The organism is Lactococcus sp. dk101 (assembly GCF_009601055.1).
Lineage (GTDB): Bacteria > Bacillota > Bacilli > Lactobacillales > Streptococcaceae > Lactococcus.
In genome coordinates, this window is record NZ_WITI01000002.1 from 341,655 (window position 1) to 361,006 (window position 19,352).

16 protein-coding genes are annotated in these 19,352 nt (G+C 39.1%); 11 read left to right on the top strand and 5 right to left on the bottom strand.

Going from position 1 to position 19,352, the window contains the following annotated elements:
- Positions 1-24: 24 nt before the first annotated feature.
- Positions 25-543: a hypothetical protein gene (locus tag GHI45_RS03500; protein ID WP_147779106.1), complete on the top strand. Its 519-nt coding sequence runs from the start codon at positions 25-27 to the stop codon at positions 541-543.
- A gap of 91 nt (positions 544-634) precedes the next feature.
- On the opposite strand, the gene GHI45_RS03505 is transcribed toward GHI45_RS03500, so the two are convergent.
- A complete protein-coding gene (locus GHI45_RS03505) occupies positions 635-1,801 on the bottom strand; it encodes an MFS transporter (RefSeq protein ID WP_147779107.1) in 1,167 nt (388 codons plus the stop codon).
- Positions 1,802-2,078: 277 nt separating this feature from the next.
- Here GHI45_RS03505 and GHI45_RS03510 point away from each other — a divergent pair, with 277 nt between their 5' ends.
- The 10 genes from GHI45_RS03510 to GHI45_RS11240 all read left to right on the top strand — a co-directional run bounded on the left by GHI45_RS03510 (position 2,079) and on the right by GHI45_RS11240 (position 11,777).
- Positions 2,079-2,318, top strand: a complete 240-nt coding sequence (locus GHI45_RS03510) for a type B 50S ribosomal protein L31 (protein WP_147779108.1) — start codon at positions 2,079-2,081, stop codon at positions 2,316-2,318.
- Positions 2,319-2,483: 165 nt separating this feature from the next.
- On the top strand, positions 2,484-3,017 hold the full coding sequence (locus GHI45_RS03515) for a DUF177 domain-containing protein (protein WP_147779109.1): 534 nt from the start codon (positions 2,484-2,486) through the stop codon (positions 3,015-3,017).
- Between the two features lie 138 nt (positions 3,018-3,155).
- A complete protein-coding gene (locus tag GHI45_RS03520; RefSeq protein ID WP_147779110.1) occupies positions 3,156-3,851 on the top strand; it encodes a response regulator transcription factor in 696 nt (231 codons plus the stop codon).
- A gap of 203 nt (positions 3,852-4,054) precedes the next feature.
- On the top strand, positions 4,055-5,539 hold the full coding sequence (locus GHI45_RS03525; RefSeq protein WP_228386002.1) for a cell wall metabolism sensor histidine kinase WalK: 1,485 nt from the start codon (positions 4,055-4,057) through the stop codon (positions 5,537-5,539).
- 183 nt (positions 5,540-5,722) lie between these two features.
- Positions 5,723-7,075, top strand: coding sequence for a UDP-N-acetylmuramoyl-L-alanine--D-glutamate ligase (gene murD / locus GHI45_RS03530; RefSeq protein ID WP_147779111.1), 1,353 nt, complete (start codon positions 5,723-5,725; stop codon positions 7,073-7,075).
- Between the two features lie 16 nt (positions 7,076-7,091).
- Positions 7,092-8,186 carry an undecaprenyldiphospho-muramoylpentapeptide beta-N-acetylglucosaminyltransferase gene (gene murG / locus GHI45_RS03535; protein WP_147779112.1) on the top strand — a complete coding sequence of 365 codons (1,095 nt, stop codon included), beginning with the start codon at positions 7,092-7,094 and terminating at the stop codon, positions 8,184-8,186.
- Entirely contained in the window at positions 8,183-9,535 is a 1,353-nt protein-coding gene (locus GHI45_RS03540; protein WP_147779113.1) for a cell division protein FtsQ/DivIB, read from the top strand. The genes murG and GHI45_RS03540 overlap by 4 nt, the downstream gene beginning before the upstream one ends.
- 66 nt (positions 9,536-9,601) lie before the next feature.
- Positions 9,602-10,006 carry a recombinase family protein gene (locus GHI45_RS03545; RefSeq protein WP_147779114.1) on the top strand — a complete coding sequence of 135 codons (405 nt, stop codon included), beginning with the start codon at positions 9,602-9,604 and terminating at the stop codon, positions 10,004-10,006.
- 268 nt (positions 10,007-10,274) lie between these two features.
- Complete coding sequence (gene obgE, locus GHI45_RS03550) at positions 10,275-11,588, top strand: GTPase ObgE (protein ID WP_147779115.1); 1,314 nt, start codon at positions 10,275-10,277, stop codon at positions 11,586-11,588.
- Positions 11,589-11,609: 21 nt separating this feature from the next.
- On the top strand, positions 11,610-11,777 hold the full coding sequence (locus tag GHI45_RS11240; protein WP_187230046.1) for a hypothetical protein: 168 nt from the start codon (positions 11,610-11,612) through the stop codon (positions 11,775-11,777).
- On the opposite strand, the gene GHI45_RS03555 is transcribed toward GHI45_RS11240, so the two are convergent.
- The 4 genes from GHI45_RS03555 to GHI45_RS03570 form a co-directional block, all read right to left on the bottom strand.
- Positions 11,778-12,368: a hypothetical protein gene (locus GHI45_RS03555; RefSeq protein WP_147779116.1), complete on the bottom strand. Its 591-nt coding sequence runs from the start codon at positions 12,366-12,368 to the stop codon at positions 11,778-11,780. It lies immediately after the preceding gene.
- Positions 12,369-12,405: 37 nt separating this feature from the next.
- The gene (locus GHI45_RS03560; RefSeq protein ID WP_147779117.1) at positions 12,406-14,211 is read right to left on the bottom strand and encodes a glycerophosphoryl diester phosphodiesterase membrane domain-containing protein; all 1,806 of its coding nucleotides are present in this window, start codon (positions 14,209-14,211) and stop codon (positions 12,406-12,408) included.
- 94 nt (positions 14,212-14,305) lie between these two features.
- The gene (gene queA, locus GHI45_RS03565) at positions 14,306-15,343 is read right to left on the bottom strand and encodes a tRNA preQ1(34) S-adenosylmethionine ribosyltransferase-isomerase QueA (protein WP_147779118.1); all 1,038 of its coding nucleotides are present in this window, start codon (positions 15,341-15,343) and stop codon (positions 14,306-14,308) included.
- A 241-nt stretch (positions 15,344-15,584) separates the two neighbouring features.
- On the bottom strand, positions 15,585-19,100 hold the full coding sequence (locus GHI45_RS03570; RefSeq protein WP_147779119.1) for an LPXTG cell wall anchor domain-containing protein: 3,516 nt from the start codon (positions 19,098-19,100) through the stop codon (positions 15,585-15,587).
- Positions 19,101-19,352: the final 252 nt, after the last annotated feature.

Here is a 19,352-nt window from a genome sequence, read left to right on the forward strand (position 1 = left end):
GATTATAGAATACGGAGGCTTGATATGTTAACGGATAGACAGGAAAACTTTGTAAAACGTATGAAGGCATTGACTGGGTCAAATGTGCCTGTCAGTGCTGACGAACAACAGATTGTGTTGAGCGCGCTTAGCTTGATAGAGACTGACTGGGAGTTCAAGCCAGTCATCAACCAAATGAACCTCTCCCTTAGAAAACTCAGCGAGAGCCAAGGCTTGAGTCCACAGGTTGAAAGAGTAGTTCAGGACTTGGTTGCTGCCTATGGTCAACCAGATGAAAGCATCACTTTAGCAGAAAGTAAAAAGCCAAAAGATTGGAAAAATGCTGATCCAGATAAGGTGTATGTAGGTTCGCCATTTATTTATTTTAGTCAAAATTGGGTAAGTCGTAATGGCAAAACCGAACAAGAACCCTTTTGGAAGCCTCTCGTAGGATTGATTTTTATGGCAATCAATTTCTTCCTTTTTTTCTTCACGGCATTTCCAAGCTGGTTGTACGCACCGTCGGTCAAGTTGGTTTTTGGACAATCCTTATTATCTATTTGATAGCTATCTTACTTTGGTTCATCTTAACAGGAAATACAAAAAAAGGACAGTGATTGTCCTTTTTGATTGTTGTCATTTGTGACTGTTTTTTTTAATGTTTTTTGCCGTGTGAGAAATAATAACCAATAGTGATTAAAACGACCAGAATGGCACAGAGGTAGAACATCATGCGATATCCAACAAGTGGCATAATCACACCCATCAAGATTGGACCTAAGCCAACACCCATGTCCAAGAAACCAAAGAATGTTGATGTTGAAACACCGACGCGGTCTTGTCCACCTTCACGAATGGCGATTGCTTGCGCAAATGGTGGGAATGAACCGTAACCAAGCCCGATGAAGACAGCAGCTAGAAGAAGCATCCAACTTGATTGAGATAAACCAACAAGTACTAAACCGAGGGCAAAGAAAATAAAGGTTGGGTACATAACGAAGTTATCGCCTTTAGTATCGAAGAGACGACCAGTCAATGGACGTGAAACTAGGATTGCTACAGCGTAAACCACGAAGAAAATAGACCCTGCACTGACCAAATCAATGGCAACAGTGTAGCTGTTCATAAAGGACAAGATACTTGAGTAAGCTGCACCAACCAATAAACCAATGATTGAAATTGGCATGGCTTTAATTTCAAATAAACTTGAGAAAGTCAACGGTTGTTTTTCCTTTTCAACAGGAAGAACAATACTTGCTGGGATTTTAATCAATGCCGCAGCAATCACGCAAAGAACACTCAAAACAACAGTCAAATGTAAAATAAGTGAGAAACCGTATTTAGCATAAAGGATCATTGATAAGAATGGGCCAAGTGCTGAAGAGAGGGTGATGGATAAGGCAAAATAACCAATCCCTTCACCACGGCGGCTGACAGGAACGATTTCACCTGCAAAGGTACCCGTCGCAGTCGCTGCCATCCCAAATCCAATCCCGTGAAGAATACGGATAATAACAAGAATAGAAGCGTCATTGACAACATAGTAAGCCAAACTAAAAATGAAATAAACAGCTAAACCAATCACCATGGCTTTTTTAATACCTAAACGGTTGATGTTTCTTCCCATCCAGAGACGTCCAAAGAAACCACCAAAAATAAAAATCCCAGATAATAATCCAGCAAGTGAAGCAGAAGCATTCATTTTTGTCATTGACATACTTCCGATAACGATCGTTAATAGATAGAAACCAAAATATATTGCAAAGTTGAGGCCCATATTTGTTACGAAAGGGGCAGTCCAAAGTTTTTCTTTTTTATTCATGTTTTAAAAAAATAATCCTCTTTTCCTAATAAATTAAACACAATTCTTAATTATACTATAAACAATAGTTAAAGTAAAACAAAAGTAACTGAAAAAATAAAATAATAGTTTAATTGAAAAAAATAAAGTGAAAAAATGAAATGAATATTATGTCAAGAAAAAAACTTGACAGATGGAATTTAATACTTGAAAAATGCAGTTGAATTTGCTAGAATAGATAAGTATTCGTACAACTTTGGTTTGGCAAACAGACCAAGGCAGAAAGGAAATTTCTAAAATGAAAAACGGAATCCATCCAAAATACCAAGAAGTTGTCTTCATGGACACTACTACTGGTTTCAAATTCTTGTCAGGTTCAACTAAATCTTCTAAAGAAACAGTTGAATTCGAAGGGAACACTTATCCATTGATCCGTGTTGAAACTTCATCTGATTCACACCCATTCTACACTGGTAAAGCAAAATTCCAAGCTGCAGATGGACGTATCGCAAAATTCAACAAGAAATATGGAAAATAAAAAACAGCGAAAGCTGTTTTTATTTTTGCGATGGATTAAAATAAGATAAAAGTTTAAGAAATAAATAATGAAATTTTGATAAATTATAATAATTCACTTATTTCTAGCGAAAATATTTTGAAAGTTATTAAAAATAGGTTAAAATAAGCATAAGGAGATGTTACAATGAAGTGGTCAATCAACGAGATACAAAAGAAAAAAATTATTGAATTTAAGGAAGCCTTAGATTTAACTGCCAACCTGAAAGCACGTTCGTCTGAAATTTTGGACGCCGAACCCGTTCAAGTGACTGGTCAAGTTGCTTATGATGACGGGCTTTATCTGCTCGATTATGAATTGCAAACCGTTTTGACCTTGCCTTCATCACGAAGCCTCAAACCAGTTTCATTTCCAATGACGGTTTTTGTAAATGAAGTTTTCTCGTCTGTTGAGAATCTTAAAGGGGATGTAGAATTTGTTGATGCAGATCTCATTATTCCCTTAGAAAAAGATTTGATTTCATGTGATGAGTCTGTTGAAGATAACATTTTATTGGAAATTCCTTTGCAAATTTTGGCTGAAGATGAGCAGTCAGATACTGATTTGCCAACTGGAAAATTCTGGTCTGTCATTAGTGAGGATTCATACGAAGCCAAAAAAGCTGAACAAAAGGAAGAGAAGAAATCACCATTTGCCAGTTTGGACGGTCTGTTTGATTAAAAAGGCATAAAAAGTAATCTAATTATTACTTTATGAGTGAAAAATTAGAGAAAAATGAGTAAAAAATTCGCTTTAATCTAAAAATTATACTATAATAAGGTATAAGCTTTATGATTGATAGAACATAAGGAGAAAAACATGGCCCAAAAGAAAATTTTAATCATCGAAGATGAAAAAAATCTTGCTCGCTTTGTTTCACTTGAGCTTGAACACGAAGGTTATCTGACAGAAATCAAAGAAAACGGACGTTTGGGGCTTGACAGTGCATTATCAAGAGACTATGACTTAGTTTTACTTGATTTGATGCTGCCCGAATTAGACGGTTTCGAAGTGGCTCGTCGTCTTCGCAAAGACAAGGACACTCCAATTATCATGATGACTGCGCGTGATTCTACTATGGATCGTGTTGCTGGCCTTGACATTGGAGCTGATGATTATATAACAAAACCATTTGCCATCGAAGAATTACTTGCACGTGTGCGTGCTTTCTTCCGTCGTGAAGAACATGCTCATCAAGCTGAAGAAGCAGCAAATACTTCTTTTCGTGACTTGGTCATTGATAAAACCAATCGCACCGTTCATCGTGGGAAAAAAGTCATTGATTTGACGCGTCGTGAATACGATTTGCTCTTAACCTTGATGAAAAATACGGGAGATGTGGTAACCAGGGAACATTTGGTTTCTGAGGTTTGGGGCTATGAAGAAGGCACTGAAACCAACGTTGTTGATGTCTATATCCGTTATCTACGCAACAAGATTGATGTAGAAGGCAGAGAAAGTTATATTCAAACGGTTCGTGGCCTAGGTTATGTCATGCGGGATCGGACAAAATAATAGGAAAAGTTCATTTAAATTCTGTCAGTACTGACAGAATTTTCTCAATTCTATACTAGACTAACTTTAAAATCGTTCAGATTTTATTAGTTAGTCTGCAAATGACTGCCCTTGGAGCGGTGAGCGAACAAGGAAAGCTGCGCTAGCAGCTTAACTAAAAAGCGAACTACTTTTTAGTTAGTGCAGTATAGGTGTGTAATAAAATGATTAAAATGAGAAGTTTATTCAAAAAAGAAATCAAAAAAGTCAAAGAAAATCCTGTCCGGCGAAGCATTCTTTTACGTTGGGCTTTTGTCAATACTGTTTTTTGCTTTATTGTCTTTACCGTTTTTTCTGTTTTCATTTATCAGATTACTATCAACACTTATATTAGCGAGGAAAAATCAGGAATTATTGCGGCTGTTGAACGCGTTGAAGCAGCCTTGAGCAAATCTGACACAGCCCTCGGCATTCAAAATTTGCACAATTATATCAATTTTAATTCCAACGATATTGGCAATATTTCGGCAGACAGTCCGCAGAGTTTGAATAGTATGATTGGGCATCGACGGGCCTTTTATATTTACGACAATGAGCAAAAGCTCATCTATTCGACAGCAAAAACGTCGCTCCCACTTCAATCTGGCGATGAAAATGAAATTCAAGAAATTCATGGCTCGACACCTGGCTATGTTATCAAACGGCAAATCATTTCTCAGTCCACAGGACAGGCGATTGGTTATGTGCAAGCTTATTATGACATCAGTTTTTACTACAATATTAACCGTCAGTTGATGATTGCCTTAACCATTATGGAAGTCTTGGTTTTAATTCTGTCACAAATTATTGGATTTTACATGGTTTCACGCTTCATGGCACCGCTTGAAAAATTGCATAAAGCCATGAAAAAAGTGGCCAGTTCGCCAGAAATTGCATATCAACCCATCGAAATTCATACCAATGATGAAATCGAAGATTTAGCAGAAGTTTACAATGAAATCATGGAAAAGGCTCACCGTTATTTTGAACAGCAGAGACGTTTGGTTTCAGACGTGTCGCATGAATTGCGGACACCGCTAGCCGTTCTCGATGGACACATCAATATGCTCAATCGCTGGGGTAAGAACGACCCAGAAATTTTAGACGAGTCTTTGCAAGCCAGCCGAGAAGAAATCATTCGCATGAAATCCATGCTGGAAGAAATGCTTGCTCTGTCGCGTTTTGAAAATGATGAACTGGACCTTGAAAACATGGACACCAGTCTTCTAAAAGTCTGTCAAATGACCTTGAAGAATTTCCAACTGATTCATGAAGATTTTGATTTGACTTTGGATAATCAACTCAAAGGGGAAGGTCGTGCTAAAATTCATGACAATCACTATGAACAAGGCATTTTGATCCTCTTAGACAATGCAGCCAAATATTCACCAGGTCAAGAAAAGGAAATCACCATTACACTTTCTGAAGATGAAAAATTCATCATCACAAGTGTGTCTGACAAAGGCATGGGAATTGGCGCGGATGATTTGGAGCATGTCTTTGAGCGTTTCTTCAGAGCTGACAAAGCAAGAAGCAGACAAATTGGTGGAACGGGACTTGGTTTATCCATTATTAGCCAGCTTGCGAAAAATTATAAGGGAGAAGTTGAGGTAAGTTCGGAGCTCGGATATGGCTCATGCTTTACGCTCAAAATTCCCAAAGTGAAATAAAACTGTCTTTGGACAGTTTTTTCTGACTTCATTTGTGTGGCTTGTATGTTGAACTATTGAAAAAAAAGCGAATTCGCGGTAAAATAGAAGAGTTAAAGTTGGACAAGACTACCTTGTTTTGACTTTAAAAATTTAAAAGTCTTGGCATTCTGCCAACTTCTTAGGGGAAGTTAGAAATCTAACATGAAAAAAATAACAACTTTTGAAAACAAAAAAGTCTTGGTTCTTGGTTTAGCAAAATCAGGAATGGCCGCAGCACGCCTGCTTTTTAAATTAGGTGCAATCGTTACGGTTAACGACTTCAAGCCATTTGACGAAAATATTGAAGCACAAGAACTTCTCGAAGAAGGAATAAAAGTCATCACAGGTGGACATCCTGTTGAACTCTTAGATGAAGAATTTGAATTGATGGTCAAAAATCCGGGCATTCGCTATGACAATCCAATGGTTGTCCGTGCGCTCGAATTGAACATGCCTGTCCTAACTGAAATCGAATTGGCTTATCTGGTTTCAGAAGCGCCAATCATCGGGATTACGGGGACAAATGGAAAAACAACGACAACCACTTTGATTGCCGGCATTTTGAATGCGGACGGTCAATCTGCAAAACTCGCCGGGAATATTGGATTTCCTGCCTCAACAGTGGCGTCAGAAGCTGTCAGTACTGACACCATTGTCATGGAGACATCAAGTTTCCAACTGATGGGCGTGGATCAATTCCGTCCTAAAATTGCAGTGATTACCAATATTTATTCAACACATTTGGATTATCACGGCACGCAAGCCAATTATGAAGCAGCCAAATGGAACTTACAAAACAAGATGGACGCTTCAGACATTTTGATTTTGAATTTCAATCAAGACAAAATGAAAAAATATGCCCAAAAAACGAAAGCAACCGTTATGCCATTCTCGACAAAAGAAGTGACAGACGGCGCTTATGCCCTTGATGGTAAGATTTATTTCAAAGGCGAATACATCATGGAAACCGCAGATTTATCATTGCCTGGTGACCATAATGTTGAAAATGCCTTGGCTGCAATCAGTGTGGCTAAACTTCGTGGCGCAAGTAATGAAGCCATTCTATCAGTACTGACAACTTTTGAAGGTGTTCGTCACCGTTTGCAATTTTTGGGAACGGCTCATGGACGTCGTGCTTATAATGATACAGAAGCGACCAATATTTTGGCGGCGAAAAAAGCTTTGACTGGTTTTGATAATCGTAAACTTTGGTTGTTTGCCGGTGGTCTTGACCGCGGTAACGAATTTGACGAACTTGAAGAAGCATTGGTAGGCTTGAAAGGCCTTGTCCTGATGGGCGAAACCATTCCTAAATTCCGCAAGATCGCTGAAAAATTGGACATTCCATATATTGAAACAGAAAATGTTGTGACTGGTTTGAATGAAATTTTCCCTAAAACTGAAGCAGGAGATACCATTTTATTGAGTCCTGCTTGTGCAAGTTGGGATCAATATAAGAATGCTGAACAACGTGGGGATCTCTTTATTGATGCCTTTGAAGCACTCAAAAAATAAGGTAGGGGAGTTTTAAATGAGAATTATTTTAACAGGTGGCGGCACGGGCGGTCACATTTATCCAGCACTTGCCTTTATCAAATACATTAAAGAAGTAGAACCAAATTCAGAAATTTTGTATGTTGGAACTGAGCGCGGACTCGAAAGTAAGATTGTTCCTGCTGCAGGCATTGCCTTTAAAACAGTAGATGTTCAAGGTTTCAAACGGTCGCTTTCATTGGATAATTTCAGAACCATTGCTAAGTTTTTGACTTCAACACAGGCTGCTAAAAAAATCATCAAAGCTTTCAAACCTGACGTGGTTGTTGGGACTGGTGGTTATGTGGCAGGCCCTGTTCTTTATGCGGCAGAAACGCTTCATATTCCAACCTTGATCCATGAACAAAATTCAATTCCAGGCATTACCAATAAGTTTTTAAGCAAACGGGTCACTAAAATTGCTGTCGCATTTGAAGCAGCAAAAGCTTATTTTCCAGCAGAAAAAACAGTTTTCGCGGGAAATCCACGTGCGCAAGAAGTTGCACATTTGCAAGCGACAGACATTTTGACTACAGAATATGGCCTTCAAAAAGGAAAGAAAACGGTCGTTATCTTTGGTGGTTCGCGTGGTGCGATGACCATCAATGAAGCCTTTAAAAAGGCTTTACCATTGTTTGAAAAAGAAGATTTTCAAGTGGTTTACGCATCAGGTCAGATTTATTATGACGAAGACAAAGCGATTTTTGATGCCTATAAAGAGAGTAAAAATATCGCAATTCGTCCATATATCTCAAATATGCTTGATGTTTTCGCAGCGTCAGATTTGGTATTGTGCCGTGCAGGTGCAACGACCATTGCTGAAGTGACAGCACTTGGCCTGCCTACGATTTTTGTACCAAGCCCAAATGTCACCGCTGATCACCAAACAAAAAATGCGCAGGCGCTTGTTGATATTCATGCTGCCAAGATGATTCGTGATACAGAACTGACAGGCGATTTGATGGTATCAACGATTAGAGACATCTTTGCTGATGAAGAAAATTATCAAACAATGTCCGATAACAGCCGCAAAGCCGGCGTTCCTGATGCGAGCGACCGCCTCTATCAACTGGTGAAAGAAATAATGAAATGAGTGAAGAGAAAAACAATCGAACCCCCTGGGACAACAAAGACTTAGCTTATAAACATCAAAAAACGGTTGAGCATCCGAACAGAGGAACATCCGATCGTTTTACTGTCACAAAATTTTATAATGAAAGTCTGAAAGACGACTCAGATTTGACAGATGCTGATGAAACAAATGAATTTTCAAATTTGCCAGGCGAAGAAGCTGCATTTGAAGCATTTTATAGCGATTATCGTGAAGATGAATCTGATGAAGAAGAGGATGAAGCTGTCAGCGCTGACGAAATGGAAGTAGATGATGACGAAGCATTTGAGTCGGATGATTATGATGACTCAGAAGACGTTTATGAGGAAGATGCGCCATATTACGATGACGAAGCTGAAGCATTTGAAGATTTAGATGACTCAGATGATTCAGATGATTCAGATGAAGCCTATGCCCGTTTTCATTCGCAAACGATGGCAAGACAAGCGCAGTATGATGATGAAGAAGAAGCTGCAAAAGAAAAAGTAAAAAGAGAAAAAGTATATGGGCCAATTCTTAAAAAAATGTGGCTTCCTTTACTGATTTCAGCGGTAGTTTTCCTTTCTGCGCTTTATTTTATTTCACCAATCAGCAAAATCGGTGCATTTACGGTCATCGGCAACACGCATGAAACGGCTGAACAAATTGCCACAACATCTGGTTTGAAAACTGGGGATTCCATTTATTCGATTTATCGCAATCAAGCAAAGATTAACCAAAAAATTGAAACGCAATTTCCGCGTCTAGAAAGTTCAAAAATTTCATTTGCTTTCCCAAATAAAGTCCAACTCAAAATTGTTGAATACACAACGGTTGCCGCAGTCCAACAAAACAAGTCCACTTATTTGGTCTTGAGTAATGGATACGTGGTCAAGGATACGGCTGCTACTGCGGCTCAGATTAAGGGCTTGCTACTTTTGGTTAATTTTACTGATGCAGAAGTACAAACTTTTGTCAGTGCTTACGAAAGTCTGACGCCAAGTTTGAAGGCTTTGATTACCAAAGTTACTAAGACGCCAACGACAGCAACCCCAGACTTTATCGCTATTCAGATGAGTGATGGCAACCAAGTCCGTGTGTCGCTTTCGCAAATGGCTGATAAACTGCCTTATTATCCAAGCATTGCCAAGCAAGTGAAAGCACCGCAAGTGGTCGATATGGAAGCTGGAATTTATGCCAAATCACTTTCTGATTATCAGAAGGATTTGAGCGTTTCAGCAAGCCAAAAAGCTGCTGCAGCAAGTGCTAAAGCAGCTGGGACAAGCTTGTCCTCAACGACAAGTTCATCAAGTAGTGCATCAACTACAACGACAACAACATCATCAAATTAAAAAAGAGCAGATTAAATCTGCTTTTTTGTTTTCTGATAAATTGTAATCTTTTAACTAGGGTCATTCTTGCGTAAAATCAGATATGACACATTAATTATTACAAAACTGGATCGTTTTGCTAGAAATACGCGTGAAGCGCTTGAAATCATTCAAGATTTATTTTCAAAAGGGGTAAAGATCAATATTTTGAATATGGGAATCATTGATGATACTCCGACGGGACAATTAGTATTTACTATATTTTCTGCATTTGCGCAGTTTGAGCGTGACATGATACTGACAAGGACGCAAGAAGGGAAAAACTATGCTAGAGAAAATGACCCTCATTTTAAAGAAGGTCGGCCTTTGAAATATTCAAAAGAACAAATAGAATTTGCTAGAGAACTACGCAATCAGGGGATGACCTATAAAATGATTGAACGAAAGACGGGGATTAGTGTTGCCACGCTTAAACGTCGTTTTCATGATTAAGATTTAATGAGCATAATGGGAGATGATAAACAAGGAAATAATTGATAAAGGATTGTTCTTTTTATCAGTAATTTTAAGAAAGAGAGTACAAAAAAACGTTATAAAATGCTATAATAGATAGCACACGTTTTTCTTAGATATTGTAAAAAACTTGAAAAGAGAAGAAATTGAGTGTGGCTCGAGTATGAGTACAAAAGTAAGAGATTAAATGGAGAATGGCTTAATGACAAGATTTGTCGGCTATTGTCTAGAATGAAAGAAGGATGAAATGAGTTTATTTTTAGATACTGCGAAGATTGAGGTTCGCGCAGGGAAAGGTGGCGATGGGGCAGTTGCTTTCCGTCGTGAAAAATTTGTTCCAGATGGTGGCCCTTGGGGCGGTGATGGTGGTCGTGGTGGCTCTGTCATTTTCAAGGTTGATGAAGGTATGACAACTTTGATGGATTTCCGTTACAATCGCATTTTCCGTGGGAAACCTGGCGATAAGGGAATGACCAAGGGAATGCATGGGCGTGGCGCACAAGATTTGATCGTCAAAGTGCCTCAGGGAACTACGGTTAAAGATTTTGAAACCGATGCTGTTTTGGTTGATTTGATTGATAAAGATCAAGAATTTGTAGTGGCCAAAGGTGGTCGTGGTGGTCGTGGAAATATTCGTTTTGCAACCCCTAAAAATCCTGCGCCAGAAGTTGCCGAAAATGGTGAACCTGGTGAAGAACGCATGCTGATGCTTGAATTGCGTGTCCTTGCTGACGTTGGATTGGTTGGCTTCCCATCAGTAGGAAAATCAACTTTGCTGTCTGTTGTTTCCAATGCACGTCCAAAAATTGGTGCTTACCACTTTACAACAATCACGCCAAATATTGGAATGGTTCAAGTCGGTTACGAAAATAGTTTTGTCATGGCTGACATGCCTGGATTGATTGAAGGAGCGCATTCAGGTGCGGGACTTGGTATTCAATTCTTGCGTCATATCGAGCGGACGCGTGTTTTGCTTCATGTCCTAGATATGTCTGGTCTTGAAGAACGTGACCAGTTTGAAGACTATCAAACCATCAATGATGAGTTGGAGTCATACAATTTGCGTTTAATGGAACGTCCACAAATCATTGTTGCCAACAAGATGGATATGCCAGAAGCTGCTGAAAATTTGGAGAAATTCAAAGAAAAAATAGCAGAAGAACTTGCTGACGGTGAAGAAATGCCATTGATTTTCCCTGTGTCAGGGCTGACAAGAGAAGGGCTTCAACCACTCTTGGCAATGACTAGCGAAATCTTGAGCGAAACGCCAGAATTTCCACTTTATGATGCCGAAGATATGGCTGACCAAATTGCTTATTATGGCTTTGAAGATGATACGACACCATTTGAAATCGAACGTGACCCTGATGGTGCGTACCGCTTGACTGGTGAGAAGTTGATTAAACTCTACAAGATGACCAATCTTGAGCATGATGAGTCAGCGATGAAATTTGCCCGTCAAATGCGTGGTTGGGGTGTTGATGAAGCCCTCCGTAAAGCAGGCGCCAAAGATGGCGACTTGGTTCGTATTCAAAAATTCGAATTCGAGTTTGTCGATTAAAAATGATTCAAGAGGAGTATTATGGGATTTAAGATTATTTCAAATCGAGATAAAGATGGAAATTTCATTGCTTCCGCAGATAATTGGGACGATGCAAAAATTGATGTTCTACTCAAAAAATACAATCCAAATGGAAAATTGCGTTTGTCATCTGCAGTGAAAAATGAAGAAGAAAAAAAGACTGAGTAATCAGTCTTTTTTTATGATGTCTTGAAAATAAACGTGGTTGACCGTCTTTGAAGCATTTGCCACTTGATAAAGGGCATTACGTTGCAGATTTGGGATATGAAAGGCCAAATGAGCTTTGGGGACATCTGCCAAATGCTTACTGATGATGAGATTGGGATTAAAGCTGATGTCATCGGGCAGAAGAGACAGAACGGCCGATTTTTTGTAGGCTTTTTCAGTAATCTGTCCATTTTCAACATGGAAAGTATAAGCAAGGCCTTCTTTTTGACCGCTGTCAGTGCCGACAAATCCCGCCATTAGAGCATTGAAAGACAAGAGACCAGAGAATGCCAAGTGTTTCATGGCATAATGCTCTAATTCGTGTAATAAAAGTGCTTTTGCCTCGTCAAAATTGAGTTGAGGCTGATAATAGAACTTTTTTCGGATGTCATTTGTGATTTTTTCAAAACCAGTGATGGCGATAACAAAGCCCTGCGGACTGGTTTCAAATTTTTTAAAATGTGATTCAATGATCTGACCGTCTTGGGTTACCTGCCCATCAGAAAGGACAGATATAAACTGGTCAGTCATGACAAGATTAACAAAACTCATGAGTGCCTCATTTTTTTAGTATCGTGGTTTAAAATGATTAACCGATTCCGGTCACAAAGAAGATGAGTTTGTCAGAATAAGTCATTTCTTCATTGGAGTAAATGGTGTCATTAAGTAATTCCATTTGGTCAGTGATGATGCCATCTGTTCCGTAGAACATCATGCGTGACATGGTTTTAGCGTCATTTGGTGTCCAAGTAAATACTTTTTTGCCTTGCGCGTGCGCACTCTTGATAAATTTGGCATTCAAGGTGGTGTATTCAATGGTTAGAAAATCCATTTTTCCTTTTGGCGGGCCGACCACGCTAAAGGGCATGATATAACCTGCCACCAAGTGAGGCGCTTTGGTCTTGAGCTGCTCAATCACATCATAGGACAGAGATTGGACAAGATCGCCGTGCTTTTCAATAGCATCACCGTATTTGGCAATGAAATTGTCGAGCATTTCAGGGCTGTCGTCTTTGGTTGGCTTGATTTCAATCAACAAGCGTTGGTTGAGGGACTGAGCCGTTTTATAATAATCATCAAAGGAAACAATCCGTGCCGTTTTGCCATTTTCTTTTACGGTTATTTTGGTCAGCTCTGACAGAGTCAGTTGATTTGGCTTCTTGTCAATACCCGTCAATGCTTTCAAATTATAATCATGAAAGACAACAAATTGATGATCTTTGGTTTCTTGAATGTCCATTTCAACATAGTCAGGGTGCGTCTCTTGACTGGTCAATTTGAGTGCTTCAATGGAATTTTGTACTGCATTTTTATTATCGACGCCACGGTGTGAAGCAGTTGCTGGAATTGTATTTGATGCATCCGTTAAAAAGTCAGCATTTGATTTTGCACTCAGACCTAAAACACAAAGGACAAGGACTAGAATAAGGAAACTTTTGCTTTTAAATTTTGATTGGGCCGTGGTTTTTTGACTTTCGATAGGCAACCAGTTTAATGATGTTGGAAGTGCGTCTTGAGCTTTCATTTCAGCAATACTGATATAGAAGATACTGACTGTAGATAAGACAATATCTAAGAGCCAAAGCACTTGTAAAAGGGTCATGATGACAATGGCTGAAGTCAAATCATCTTGTGGTAAATATGTTTCAAATAAACGTTGAATAAAAAGAAGGATCCCTTGAAAAACCGAAAGAAGCAGTGCCAAAGCAGCAACAACAACAAAATATCTAATAAAGATTTTTAGGAGATGGTGCTGTGTTCGTTGCCAACTGGTACGAATGGCAATTCCTAATTTTTGATCTTTTAAAATCAGTTCGGGCAGCACGAAGATAAAGCGAACAGCCAGATAAATCAAGAAGATAGTGACGGCAATAAATAAAACAAGTAACAGTGTGTTGTGATCAAAGATGACATCTAAAATGAAAGCAGGCACTTGAAATTTTGCCAAGAGCGCAGAATTGAAATTCATGCCAATGAAAGGCAAAATCAACAGAAAATAGAAGAGGAAAAAGAGCAAGCTTCCAGCCTTAATTTTTTTGATTTGTAAGAGACTGCCTCTTAAAAGTTGTCGCAAGTTTATTTTTTGCTTTTGTTCAATAAAGTAGACCGTCAAAAGTAAAAAAGTGAATTCAAAATAGACTGCCAAAACAAGTAAAAGCAACATTAAAATCAGTCCAATCAGGATAAAAGGATGATGCTGCAAAATGGTTGGCAGATTGTCGTGAGAAAGATAACTGATTTCTGCTTGGTTGAGGATAAGTCTTGTCAGTGCTGACAAAAGTGGTGTCAGAAAGAACAAGATAAAACCGTGTAAAAGCAGAATATCACGGTAGTAATACTTTGCTCCAGTCAAAAAGTGGTAAGTCTGAAGAAGGTTCGTTTTCAAGCTTTTCATAAGTTACTCCAAATATTCTAATACAATAATTATAAACTAAAATATCTGATTTGTAATGATAAAAAAATAAAAGAAACCAAATGGTTTCTTTTTCTTATTTCTTAGGCTTCACAAACATGGCATCTCCAAAGCTAAAGAAACGATAGCGTTCGTCAACCGCGTGTTTATAAGCGTCAAGAACGAAATCACGTCCAGCAAATGAAGCGACAAGCATAACCAAAGTAGATTTTGGCAAATGAAAATTGGTGTTGAAAGCATCAACGACTTTCCATTCGTATCCAGGTTTGATGAAGATGTCAGTCCAACCAGAGTCCGCTTGGATGTCGCCATTGAATTTGGTACCGATGGTTTCAAGCGTACGGATTGATGTCGTACCAGAAGCAACGATTTTGTGTCCGGCAGCTTTGACAGCACGGAGTTCAGCAGCAGCCTCTTCAGTCAAGCGGTAAAATTCGCTGTGCATGATGTGTTCATCGACATTTTCAACAGAAACGGGACGGAATGTTCCAAGTCCAACGTGCAAGGTCAATTCGACGATGTGAACGCCTTTGGCTTTAATGGCTGCAAGAAGTTCAGGAGTATAATGCAATCCAGCAGTAGGAGCGGCAGCAGAACCATTTTCTTTGGCATAAACCGTTTGATAACGTTCTTGATCTTCAAGTTGTTCGTGAATGTATGGAGGCAATGGCATTTCGCCAAGACTTTCAAGCACTTCAAGGAAAATGCCTTCGTAGCTAAATTTGACAATTTTTCCACCATGTTCCAAGTCTTCAATGATTGTTGCTTTCAATCGACCGTCACCAAAAATAATTTCACTGCCTGGGTGCAAACGACGGGCTGGTTTGGCCAATGTTTCCCATTGGTTATCGCCTTTGTCTTTCAAAAGAAGCAATTCGACGTGGCCTTGTGTATCTGGTTTGACTCCGTGCAAACGTGCAGGCAAAACTCGTGTATTATTCAAAACAAGGGCATCGCCAGCCTCAAATTGATCCAAAATATCCGTGAAATGTTGATCTTTCATTTCGTGTGCTTTTGGGTCAAGGACAAGTAAACGTGAACTGTCACGGATTTTTAAGGGAGTTTGAGCAATGAGTTCTTCAGGGAGTTCAAAGTCGAAATCGTTGATATTCATATAATAACGAGTGATTTCACAGCTTATTGGCCTGTGAAATTCCTTTCTGGATTTTGGTCATATTTTTAATTAAAATGAACAGAGCGTTTGTGAACAGAGGGCTAATTACAACCTCATCAAGCACACAACAGTATCAATTATACCACAAATACGCCCGCATATACTGATTTTGCTTAGCTTTTTGCATGATTGAACAAATAAAAAAATGATAAGTTTTCTTATCATTTTTTTATTCGATTAATTAAGAATGTTGCTTCATTTTTTTGAGCAGCATTGCGGCTGACAATAACAAAATCCCCACAACAAGTCCAAAGAATTGAGACTCAGAGCCTGTTTGTGGCAAGGTCTTTTCATCTGATGCTTTGGCATCAACTGGAGTACTTGTTTTTTCCGTTGCCTTTGTGTTTTCACTTGTTTGACTTGAAACAGGAGTCACTGGAAGCGTTGGAATGTCAGATGTTACAGGTTCTGTCGGAGTAGCAGGAGTGACAGGAGTCACTGGAACAATCGGTGTTTTGGTGTTTGTGATTGATATGACGGCGTTTAATTCTGAAAGGCTGATTTCAAAGTGATAATGCATGGCCGCATCAAAATCATAACCGAATGCCGTGCTTGTTTCAATGAAATAATAACTGCCAGGTACTAATTGATCTACTTTGATTTGGCCATTTTGGTCAGTGGTCAAGTCGCTTGCAATTTTAGTATCGCTATTATCATACAAATCAAATGTGACACCAGAAAGAGGCTCAGTTGTTTCAGTGTCAGTCTTTGTTAAGACCACATCGCCTTTGATTTTTGTATTTGAAACTGTATAAGTAATGATTTTATCAACGGTTGTATCGTTATCGATGACAATGGTGTAACTTTCAGTTGGTAAAATATATCCAGCAGGAGATACCGTTTCAGTAAGGGGATAAGTCCCAGCTTTCAAGTCTGTAAAATTAATTTGACCATTTGTATCTGTCGTTTTGGTTTGTGAAAAACTGCTGTTTTTCTTTGTCAAGACAAAACTTGCACCAGAAAGTTGTTCTTGAGTATCGCTATCAACTTTATTCAAAATCAATTTGTATTTTGAACCGACTGATGAGCCACCATTGTTGACAACATTGACTTGGCTGGTCTGACTGCCAGAAATTGGTGTTGTGTCATTGCTGACAAGATCCGCAGCATTTGAGACCGTGTCTTTTGTTTGTTCGGAGTCAATTAAAGCGCTATATGTAATATAGTAAGCATGTTCAAGTGTTTTCAAGAAACGAATGACGAAGCTTCCGTCAGTATTTTTAGTAATGGTGTAGTCTTGATCTAAAACCAATGGGCTACTGTCTTTGGCATAAGCACCTGATAAGGAACCGTCAGTGTTGACAGCAGCTTCTTGAATTTTAAAACTTGAGTAACTGATGATTTGATTGGCAGAAGGTGTATCCAAAATAGAGGCATTTTCAACAATGGATTGTGACGCATTCATTGTTAATTTCCAGTCCACGTAAGACGAATCTGTTTTAGATTGTTCACCTGTTTTGGTCAAGTGGTTGTTACCATTTGTGATAGAGACTTTAGCTGTGAAGTTTTCACTGTCATCAGCGGTAGTCAATGTCGCTGTGTTTGAGTAGCTGGCTTGTGTAATGCCAACAGGTTTAGTTTTGTATTTCAAGACATAAGGGGCATCAGACCCGTCAGGAAGAACAACTTTTAAGGTTTTAGTCTGTTCATCAAAAGAAATACTTGCGGCTGTTGCTTGAGTTTCAAGCGTAGGCGTTCCGTTAGTGCTGATGGCAGTTACCTTGTAAACAGCTGCACTATCAGCGATGTATACTTGGTCTGAGGAAATCGTGTCAGTGATGACAGGACTTTTCTGTAAGTTTGTTTGATAATTGACACCAACAGTCCAAGAAATTTCTTTGCTTACCGCGTTGTAACTTCCTGATTTTGCACCGTCATTGTCGATGGCAGTAACGGGGTCAAATGGGGCATTAAAGCCTTCTGTACGAACTTGATTGATTGGATCCGTCCAAGTAAATTCAGAGCGGTTGGTTGCTTTCCCGTCTTGCATGCTTGCATAATCAATGTTTGTTGTGTAATGAATTTGATAAGCGTGCGATAACTCAGCTTCTGTCATTTGACTTTCGTTGAAACTTAAAACAAATCGTTCGCCCTCAGTTGATGTGGCTGGTGTTTTGGTGATGTTGTATTTTGAAGCATCTAAAACGCTATTGAGATCAAGATCAGTAATGACCATGCTATTTTCATTCAAATGAAGACCAAGGCCCATTTTGTCAAGAATGCTAACATTTTTCATAGTTTGGCGGTCTTGATTGATGACGATGTTCCAGCCCACTAAATCATCCATGTAATCAATATTTGAGATGGATTTTGTTGAACCAGTAGTCTTTAAAGTATAGCTGACTTGGCCAGTTGTCGCACCAGCAGCAGAAGCTTCATTCGTAACGGTTGCTCCAATACGTGACAATGAACCATTGTATTGTGTTTTATAAGTAAGAACGACGCCTGTGCTTAATCCAGAAGGGAAAGCGAGGGCCATGTGATTGTTTTGGTCAAAACTGAGGACATAATCTTGATCTTTGACCAATACTTTTCCTGCTGAATTTTTAACCACGATAGAATCAGTCACGTAAGAAGAATTAGCATCCAAACTGTCAGTAATGACAGCGTCAGAAGCAGCTAAAGTAAGCCGACCAGGATTGAAATTCACTGTCCATTTGACTTGTTCATTTCCACTGGCAGTTGTCGCAGATTTGCTGATGAGCTTATCGTAAGTACTGCTAACAGTGGCTTCTGCTGGACTTGTTGTGCCTTGATTGTTGAGTGTCGCTTGATTTTTAAAATTTAGCGTACCACCTTCAGTTGGAATGCTTGCTTTATCAATATCTGTGACGTAAGTAATCCGAAATGCCTTGCGTGTTTCAGCATAAGCACCGATAAAACTGATGTTGCCTGATGCATCTACTGTATAATCAGTTCCTGATGTCAAGACTGAACCAACACCAGAAATTGTGCCGTCCATTGCGACATTCAAAAGTTGAACTTTTGTTGATGTCAGTGTCACACCAGTGGGCATGGTCTCAGTGATACTGGCATTTTTCAATGTCTTTTGGCTACTGTTGACATCAACTGTCCAAGTGATTTTTTGACCATTTTTGGCTGTATCAAGTTGTCCAGCTTTACTGATATCCGTACCGCCCGAAGGTTCAACCGTAATGGGAACATCCTTGTTTCCATTTATGGTTGGCACCGAAATGATTGAAAAACCAGGTGTCGTTACATTCAATTTTCCTTGATTGTAGTAGAAGTCACCGCTGATATTACTGTCATTTTCGACATCGCTATTAAAGGTAAAAGTCACAAGACCAGTGGCAGCAATTTTGTAGGTTCCGTATTGGCCGAGACTCCCACTTCCAGCAGAAACGGTAATCTGAGTTGGCAAATTGAAACTGAAGGTGTCGCCAGCTTTAATTTCATAGCCGTCTTTCAATTCATTGGGAATGCTCCATTGATAATGAAGTTTGACATTGGTTTTGAGTGTTAGCTGACTAGGATCGACAGCAAGTCCAGCATCATCAGTGAAACTGGCGTCAAAAGATGAAATGATACTTCCATTTGAACTGTCAGGAAGGACAGTAGCAAGGTCAGTATTGACAAGTGTGACAGAGGCGACTTGTGTCAAAGGTTGGGTCAATTGGAGCAAGATAAATACGAGAGAAATAAAAACTTTGAGGGATTTATTCATCGCTTTTTTCATGGTTAATCTTCCTTTCTTTTCTAAAAAGACATCAACAAACCGAGAAAAAACGCAACAAAAAAAGTGAGCCAAAAATCATTTCCTTTTAAATGATAGAAAGTGAAAGCTCAATATTCTAAAAAAATGGTAAATTGTAAAATTAGTTTAGCCACCTTGAAGTAAGCAAAACGCATCTGAATTTCTTATACTTGAATTGGGAAACACAAGTAGGAAGAGGATTCAGATGCAAGACCATTATAACACACGAAATAA